Annotated in this window: 5 protein-coding genes; 3 read left to right on the top strand and 2 right to left on the bottom strand. The window is 33.3% G+C overall.

Translation table 11 applies throughout. The features are described 5' to 3' along the window. The first annotated feature begins 345 nt into the window (after positions 1-345). Complete coding sequence (locus QWC74_RS00785; protein WP_055164065.1) at positions 346-2,028, top strand: PTS transporter subunit EIIC; 1,683 nt, start codon at positions 346-348, stop codon at positions 2,026-2,028. Between the two features lie 125 nt (positions 2,029-2,153). On the opposite strand, the gene QWC74_RS00780 is transcribed toward QWC74_RS00785, so the two are convergent. Together QWC74_RS00780 and QWC74_RS00775 are read right to left on the bottom strand one after the other, a co-directional pair. Beyond that, positions 2,154-2,603, bottom strand: a complete 450-nt coding sequence (locus tag QWC74_RS00780; RefSeq protein ID WP_006785651.1) for a hypothetical protein — start codon at positions 2,601-2,603, stop codon at positions 2,154-2,156. A gap of 659 nt (positions 2,604-3,262) precedes the next feature. Then, positions 3,263-4,408 (bottom strand): alkaline phosphatase family protein, encoded by a 1,146-nt coding sequence (locus QWC74_RS00775; RefSeq protein ID WP_229040095.1) that lies wholly within the window; start codon positions 4,406-4,408, stop codon positions 3,263-3,265. A 922-nt stretch (positions 4,409-5,330) separates the two neighbouring features. Here QWC74_RS00775 and QWC74_RS00770 point away from each other — a divergent pair. Then, positions 5,331-5,756, top strand: a complete 426-nt coding sequence (locus tag QWC74_RS00770; protein ID WP_006785647.1) for a Fur family transcriptional regulator — start codon at positions 5,331-5,333, stop codon at positions 5,754-5,756. A 16-nt stretch (positions 5,757-5,772) separates the two neighbouring features. Continuing rightward, positions 5,773-7,929 (top strand): YhgE/Pip domain-containing protein, encoded by a 2,157-nt coding sequence (locus QWC74_RS00765; RefSeq protein WP_006785646.1) that lies wholly within the window; start codon positions 5,773-5,775, stop codon positions 7,927-7,929. The last annotated feature ends 148 nt before the right edge of the window (positions 7,930-8,077 follow it).

Raw genomic sequence — 8,077 nt, 5'->3', positions numbered from 1 at the left:
AATTGAATCAAAATCGAAAGCCTAAAGACTAGTTCTTTAGACTTTTTTTTGATTTTAAAAAATAATTTTCTGTTTTAAAGAGAAAAGAGGAATAAAATTCAAAAAAGAAGGAATACTAGTAAAGTTAAATCAAACATGTTTTTTAGGCTGTAAAACGACAAACATGTTAAAAAAAAATCTAAAATATGTGAAAAAAACACCTGTAACCGGTTACCGATTGAAGAAAAAGGGTATAATTTTAGTGAGAAATACGATATACTCTGAATGTGAAGATTGTGAAAAATTTTATTTAGGGATAATAAGTCAAATAATCATCTCTAAAATAAATACAAGGAGGAATTAGGTATGTTCAAGTACTTACAGCGTACAGGTAAAGCATTAATGCTTCCAATTGCAGCCTTACCGATTGCAGGAATTTTACTTGGAATTGGTGGAGCATTCTTAGGAATTGCAGGAATGAAAGATGCACCTGCAATTTATCAATCAATTGCAAATGTAATTAATAACTCTGCTTTCATTACAGCATTGTTAACGATTATGAAAAATATTGGAGATATTGTCTTTGGTAACTTACCAATTTTATTTGCGGTTGGTGTCGCAGCAGGTCTTGCTAAAAAAGATAAAGCAACAGCAGCATTAGCGGCAGTTTTTGGATTCTTAGTTATGAACCAAGTAATCTCAACATTATTGAGTTTAGGAATGACACAATTAGGTGTTTTAACTCCAGATAATGTTGGTGAATATGGAACTTATGTGACAACTAATGTTGGAATCTTCACGTTAAATATGTCTGTTTTCGGTGGGATTATTACAGGGATGGTAACATCAGCATTACATAATAAATTCTTTAATATTGAATTTAATCCTGTATTCTCATTCTTTGCTGGATCTCGTTTCGTTCCAATCATTACATCATTAGTTATGGCTATTGTTGGGGTTATCTTAGCATTTGCTTGGCCAGTGGTTCAAGGTGGAATCGCAGCGTTAGCTGAATTAGTTAATAGCTCAGGAAACTTCGGAACATTCTTATTTGGATTAATTGAACGTGCGTGTGTACCATTTGGATTACACCATGTATTCTATACACCATTCTGGTATGGTTCATTCGTTGAAGCTAATTTATTAATTGACGGTGTTCATACGACAGTTCAAGGTGCTAATACTGCTTACTTCGTTCAATTAGGTTCAATGGGTGACTTAGTTGGATTAGGAAAAGAAGGAATGCACGAGATTGTAAATGGAACAACTCGTTTCATGGCAGGGAAATTCCCATTCATGATGTTTGGTTTACCGGGTGCAGCTTTAGCTATGTATAAATGTGCAAAACCAGAAAAAAGTAAAGTGGTTGGTGGTTTATTAGGAGCCGCAGCTTTAACATCTTTATTAACTGGTATTACTGAACCTCTTGAATTCACATTCTTATTCGTTGCTCCAGTATTATTCGTTGTACATGCTGTTTTTGCTGGGTTATCATTCATGTTAATGGGAATGTTAAATGTATTCATCGGGATGACGTTCTCTGGAGGATTAATTGACTTTACATTATTTGGATTATTACCTGCAGGTGCGGGAGTATCAACAAATTGGTATTGGGTATTAATCATCGGTGCGATTTACTTCGTATTATACTATTTAGTATTCAGCTTCTTAATCAAAAAGTTTGATTTAAAAACACCTGGTCGTGAAGATGATAATGAAGAAGTAAAATTATACTCTAAAAAAGATTTCCAAGAAAAAACAGGTCAAGTAGAAGCTCAGTCATCTTCAGCTGCAGCAGGAGAAGATATTTGGAAGCAAAAAGCTCCATTAGTATTAGCTGCTTTAGGTGGAGAAGGAAATATCGAAAACTTAGATGCTTGTATTACACGTTTACGTGTTGAAGTAAAAGATACAGCTAAAGTAGACAAAGAACAATTAAAAGCATTAGGAGCCGCTGGAGTTATGGAAGTTAAGGGTGGAGTTCAAGCTATTTTTGGTGGAAACTCAAATACACTTAAAAACCATATCTTAGATATTATTGGTGACTAATTAAAAAAGCATGGCGAATAGGCCATGCTTTTTTTGAACGAAAAACTCTATAAGGTTAAAAGGAACCACTACATTCTATTAACCAGTATAGAGTTTGACACTATAATCCCATTTTATATTTTATATTACATTAAAGGAAAATTTTGAGACGTAACTGTTCCTTGCCCTGCAGACATTGTTCCGGTTGTTTGGGTTGGATAGGGAACAAATGATTGTTGTACCACTTGAGTAGGTGCAATGGTTTGTTGGACGACTTGCGTTTGGTTTTGTTGTAAGAATGGTTGTTGCATGATAGGAGTTGCAACAGGTTGAGGTGTAGCAAGGTATTCATCATAATAATAAGCTTCGGTTGTTTGACTCGGTGCAGTTACATAGTTATGTTGCGTATGATGATGATGAATATTTCGAATCACAACTGGTTTGATATGATCAACACGATGATAGTGATGTTGTTGATAAGGGCAAACTGTAGTTGGTTCTACCACCTGGCAACATGTTTCGTATGGCCCCATTGGTGGCATAGCAGGTGTCATTGGCGTAGGATTACATCCTGAGCATCTAGTATTTGTATTCATGATTTAGAACATCCTTTCATTTTGTAATTCAGTTACAGTATAGTATATTATCTTGGCTTATTTTTGAATGGTTTTGAGCCTATCACAAAATAAAAATTGAAAGGATTCTTTTACTTTTTATTGTTTTAGAAAGCAACATTGATCATCCCAATAATTAGTGAGGATGAACTGTCAAACGGATAAAATATAATCGGATTGATTTTACTCAGAAATAGAGTAGCCATGATATCTGATTTCATGTTTCTAATCATAACTACAATAACGCTTTGAAAAATCACAATCGCATCAAGATGCAAGATTCTTCCTTGATAGTCAGGAGAAGCCTCAGATTTATTATAAGATAAATACGGGATGGAAATTTGAAGTCAAATTGAGCTTATTATGAAAAAGAAGACTTTGGTGTTGGATTTGCTATTTAGAAGTGAAGCATATCTGTGAATTTTCAGTTTCTGTCATGAATGCTTGACGGATTCCTGTTAGTTTAATACGTTTTCCATTAAAATCAGAAATTTAAATCATTCATTCGAATAAGTATTATAGGTGATGATATCTTCATTTTATACCGATTACTCCTTTTATAAAGGCACTGTCGTTACTTCTAAAAATTCAACAATATAGGTTAAATAAAGACATAAAAAAAAGAGCCATTGGCTCTTTTTTTATGATTCAATGATGATTAAAGGAACCATCATTTCTTCTTTTGTTAATCCGGCATGAGTAGCTCCAAAGTCGAATCGTTTGGTAGTCATAGCTAAATAGCCAAGTACTTTTTTACCGGTTGCACATGCAAGGTAATCTCCGAGGAAATCAGTTGTTTTTCGGTGTGATAGTCCTTGTCCAAATAGTTGTTGATTCAGGACTTCTTGTTTGCTTAATAGGATGAATTCTTCTCCAAATAATCGGTTAAAACGCTCTTCAAATGCTTGCTTCATTTCAGGCTTAATGAAAAATGAAACGGCACGTTTTTCAATTGAAGGTGGCATGATAAAGCACTCATCTAATTCTTCGTATTCATTTAAATAAATGGTCGGTTCAACATCAATTAATCCATGATCAGCTGATGCAATAAATAAGGTATTAGATGTTGTTTCTACGATTTGTTTAAATAAATCATTAATTTCTTTTATTTTTTCTTTTGTTTCGTTTGAGTAGCATCCTGTTGAGTGCATTGTTTTATCTGGATCTGGCCAGTAAACAAAGATAAATTTATCATGAGGTGCATCGCAAAGTTTTTTTAACTCTGTAAAGACTTCTTTTGCTGATTCAACGCCTATTTTTGTGTTTTTACCTTGATACGCAATATAAGCGGGTTCTATCATGTAAGTTTTAATGCGTTGGTTCGTCGTTTGTTCAATTTTATCAAGAATATGTTCATACGGCATACAAGTGTGACCAGCATGTGGAGCGTCAATTTTTTCACCACTATAGCTATCCGTATTAATGAAGGTATCAATAAAACGTCCGTATTCTTTAAAGTATAAAGACCAGCCAAGCCATCCGTGTTCATTTGGTGATTTTCCACTGTAGTAAGCCGTCATTGCAGCTGTTGTCGTAGAAGGAAACACAGAGGTTAATTCTTTTATGATGTTTTGGTTTATAAAATCATCTGCTTTTAAATTTTGATTTAACATATCAATTCCCATTCCATCAAAAACCATTAAGACAACGTTTTGATGAGGTTTGTTTAAGGAGTTAGATAAGTCTTCAATCGTTGAGTAGTTAGATTCAATACCATAATGAGTTAAAATCGTAGAAATGGTATTCATAATACTATTGTTATAGTCTGGGTAGACAATATTTTTCATTTTTTTCACCTCTTTATTATCTTTTTTATTATAAATCATTTCCTAATGCTTAATCTACCTCAAAGCTTTTTATTTTGAAATTACTATCTTCTAATGTGAGAATTGAATCCGAAAATCTAGTTGCCAAAGTCATATCATGAGAAACAATGAATTGGCATAATCCCTGTTGTTTTAGTGGGTGAATCAAGTGGATATCAAATCTAGTTATTTTTTGATTTATAAATTCAATGGGAACAAAGTTATTATCATAACCAATCACAACCACGTCCTCTGAAGTTTGATTTTGGCAAACTGTGAGTATGATGACACATAGGATAAGAAATCGTATATAGTTTAGATTTTAAATTCATTGTTCTTCCTATTAGTTGCGGAAGCGCACGGTTTCATTTAGGCTCTTTTGGCGCGCATAACATATAAAAGAACAATAAAAAAACTCCCGTCTCTAGCTCATTTACTAGAGGACGGGAGTTTTTAGTATCTCACGAGGCCAACCTCATCAAGTACGACAAATAAAATTTGCTATAGCACGATAACGGGGGCAAGGGATTCAAAATAGTCTACCTAAAATCGAACTGATTTTTTCGGTGTTTAGCTCAGAGAGGTGTTCCATATTGTTTTAATATTTACACTCACCCTACGGAAACTCTCTATGATTAAAATGAAACCTTTACTATTTCTCTTCATTGTCATTTTTTATCTTAAAACATCCTATAATGCCCAAATGATAAATTGTCAACCAAATAGAAATGATTTTAAAAAAAATCAGAATGAAAAAGTATTAAAAGAACAAGGAAAGGCATCCTAAAAATAAGCCAAAACTCTAGTATTTTTGGAACTGGATTTACAAATTTCGTTGACATTCGACATCTGGAATAGTAGAATTTGAAACTGAGTCCCAATTTCTATTTTGGAGAGGTGTATAATGAATTTTACAAAAGGATATAAAACAAGGCAAAGAAGTCAAATATTAGGGTATCTCGCTAATAATTCTGATCGACATATAACGGCAGAGGATATCATGAACCACTTTAGTAAGAAGGGCGATAAAATTGGAAAATCAACGATTTATCGATATTTGAATGTATTAATAGAAAAAGGTGTTATACGAAAGTATGTCGAGGGAAAAAGTAAGATGGCCTGTTATCGCTATGTTAAGCAAGTTTGCTCTAAACAAAATATATATCATTTAAAATGTGGTGTGTGTGGTACTATTTTTGATACGGAGTGTGAAGCATTAGATGTTGCCGTTGTTTCTTTAGCTAGGAAGAAACATTTTACTTTAAATTTAAAAGAGACATTATTTTACGGTGTCTGTGAACACTGTTTGAAGGAAAAGAAAGACGAGTAGAAAGAAGAGAAAAGTTATGTTAAAAAATATTTTTAAAATTTATATTGAGGATTTAAAGCGTATCTTCACAAATTATGCTGCTTTCGTTGTCATTTTAGCACTGTGTATTTTACCATCACTTTATGCTTGGTTTAATATTAAAGCCTCTTGGGATCCATATTCTCAAGAAGCCACAAGCCAAATTAAAATTGGAGTGGTAAATAATGATGAGGGAACGATACTAAATGGAGAAGCAGTTAATATCGGAGACCAAGTTATTGAAGAATTGAAAAAAAATGATCTCATGGGATGGCAATTTGTAAGTGAAGAAGAAGCTGAAAAGGCACTGGATGAGGGAACATACTATGCAACGTTAACCATTCCAGGTAGTTTTTCAAATGATCTTACCTCTTTAGTTACAAATGATGTTCATAAAGGTCAGATTATCTACCGAGTAAATGAAAAAATTAATGCAATTGCACCTAAGTTAACAAGTAAAGGGGCAACAGGTGTTCAAGAAAGTGTAAATGAAACGGTCATCAAAACAGTAAGTAGTGTCTTATTAGAAACAGGGAAAAGTCTTGGTCTTGAAATTCAAGATACGCTACTTCCCAAATTAGCTTCTGTAGCAAACAGTTTAAATGAATTAACAACAAAATTTGGTTTGATTAATGAAACTGTCGCAAAAGCCAATGATGGGGGATTGAAATTGAAAGATTTAATATCTCAAATTCAAAGCGACTTACCAAAAATTCAAGAAACGTTAACCTCTGCACAGACGTTAACAAGTAGTATTGAAACGTTTATTTCAACCTCACAAGGAAGTATTAATGATTTATTTCCAACAGTGAAAGCTGATGTTCAACTCGTGACTGATATCACAGCAGAAATGATGAAGTATGTCGATGGACTTAAACAAGCAATTGAATCAGGTTCTGCAGAAGCACCAACGATGATTCAAAATTTAATTACAAAAGTGAATAGTGGAGAAAACCTAGTCGAATCTTTAGTTAAATTACTAGAATCTTTTAATAAAATTTCATTTGGAAAGCCATTGACAGGAATTATTGAACAATTAAATGGAATAAAAACAGAGCTTGTAAATATCTCTAATTTTTTACAGACATTATTTGATGAGGTTGTGAATAGTGGAGAACCTGATTTAACGCTTTTAAGTAAAGTTCAAACGGTTTTACAAGATGTTCAAACCATTTCAAGTGATTTAGTTAATCATTTTGATGATAAAGTTGCAGCTCCTTTGAATTCAATTTTAGATGAAGCTTATAAAACCTCTCAAAATGTTTTAACCGTTTTAAAAGATGCAGAAGCTAAATTACCTCAAGTTAGTGAATTATTAAATGTTGCTTATGAAGGAGCAGATACAGGAATTGAAGCGATTCAATATGTGAATGAAAAATTACCTCAAGCAGAAAATATTATTGCTGAGTTAGCAGGTAAGGTAACGGATATTAATAACAGTCAAGAGCTAAAAGATGTATTAGAACTGCTTCAATCGGCCGTACAAGAACGTGAAGATTTCCTATCAAACCCAGTGGAACTTGTAGAGGAAACAGTGTTTCCAATGCATAATTACGGAACAGCTATGACGCCGTTTTATAGTGTTTTAGCCATTTGGGTAGGAATGACGTTACTCGTTTCAATGTTATCTGTCAAGGCAAAAGGAGATTATCATCCAATTGAGGAATATTTCGGTAAATTCTTATTGTTTGTTAGCATTTCTCTTGTTCAAGCGTTGATTATAGCATTAGGAGACTTATATATCTTAAAAATTTATTGTATGAATTCTGGTTTATTTATTGTAAATTTACTCTTTACAGCCGTGACTTTCACCTTTATTGTTTACTCACTCGTTTCAGTCTTAGGTAATGTTGGGAAAGTTGCATCCATTATTTTATTAGTTCTACAAGTGGCGGGTTCTGGGGGAACCTTCCCAATTCAATTAACGCCGAAGTTCTTCCAAATGATTAATCCATTTTTACCATTTACGTATTCGATTTCAATGGCACGGGAAGCCATTGGAGGGGTTGTCCAAACCGTATTAACGAAAGATATCGTGATTTTATTGATTTTTATTAGTGCGGCCATTTTAGTGGCTATCTTCTTGAAAAAACCACTGAATAAATTATTGAGTGGTTTTGCAGAGAAATATGAAGAAAGTGGTCTTGGGGAATGAAAAATAGCAGGGGCTTTATCCCTGCTATTTTTAGTAATATAGATGATAATCTAAACAAAATCCAATTAAAATACCAATGGCATAGCTTACTAAATCTTGAATCAAAAAACCATAGCCTAAAACTAAACCACCAAGTGTGGATGCTCTT

The sequence above is a fragment of the uncultured Turicibacter sp. genome (assembly GCF_938044715.1).
GTDB classification, from domain to species: Bacteria; Bacillota_I; Bacilli_A; order MOL361; family Turicibacteraceae; genus Turicibacter; species Turicibacter sanguinis.
The sequence above is the reverse complement of the archived record's forward strand: the minus strand, read 5'-3'. Positions and strand labels throughout refer to the sequence as shown.

Bases quoted from the DNA above. Each gene is read 5' to 3' on its own strand.
- QWC74_RS00785 (WP_055164065.1), top strand. From the start codon at position 346: ATGTTCAAGTACTTACAGCGTACAGGTAAAGCATTAATGCTTCCAATT.
- QWC74_RS00780 (WP_006785651.1), bottom strand. From the start codon at position 2,603: ATGAATACAAATACTAGATGCTCAGGATGTAATCCTACGCCAATGACA.
- QWC74_RS00775 (WP_229040095.1), bottom strand. From the start codon at position 4,408: ATGAAAAATATTGTCTACCCAGACTATAACAATAGTATTATGAATACC.
- QWC74_RS00770 (WP_006785647.1), top strand. From the start codon at position 5,331: ATGAATTTTACAAAAGGATATAAAACAAGGCAAAGAAGTCAAATATTA.
- QWC74_RS00765 (WP_006785646.1), top strand. From the start codon at position 5,773: ATGTTAAAAAATATTTTTAAAATTTATATTGAGGATTTAAAGCGTATC.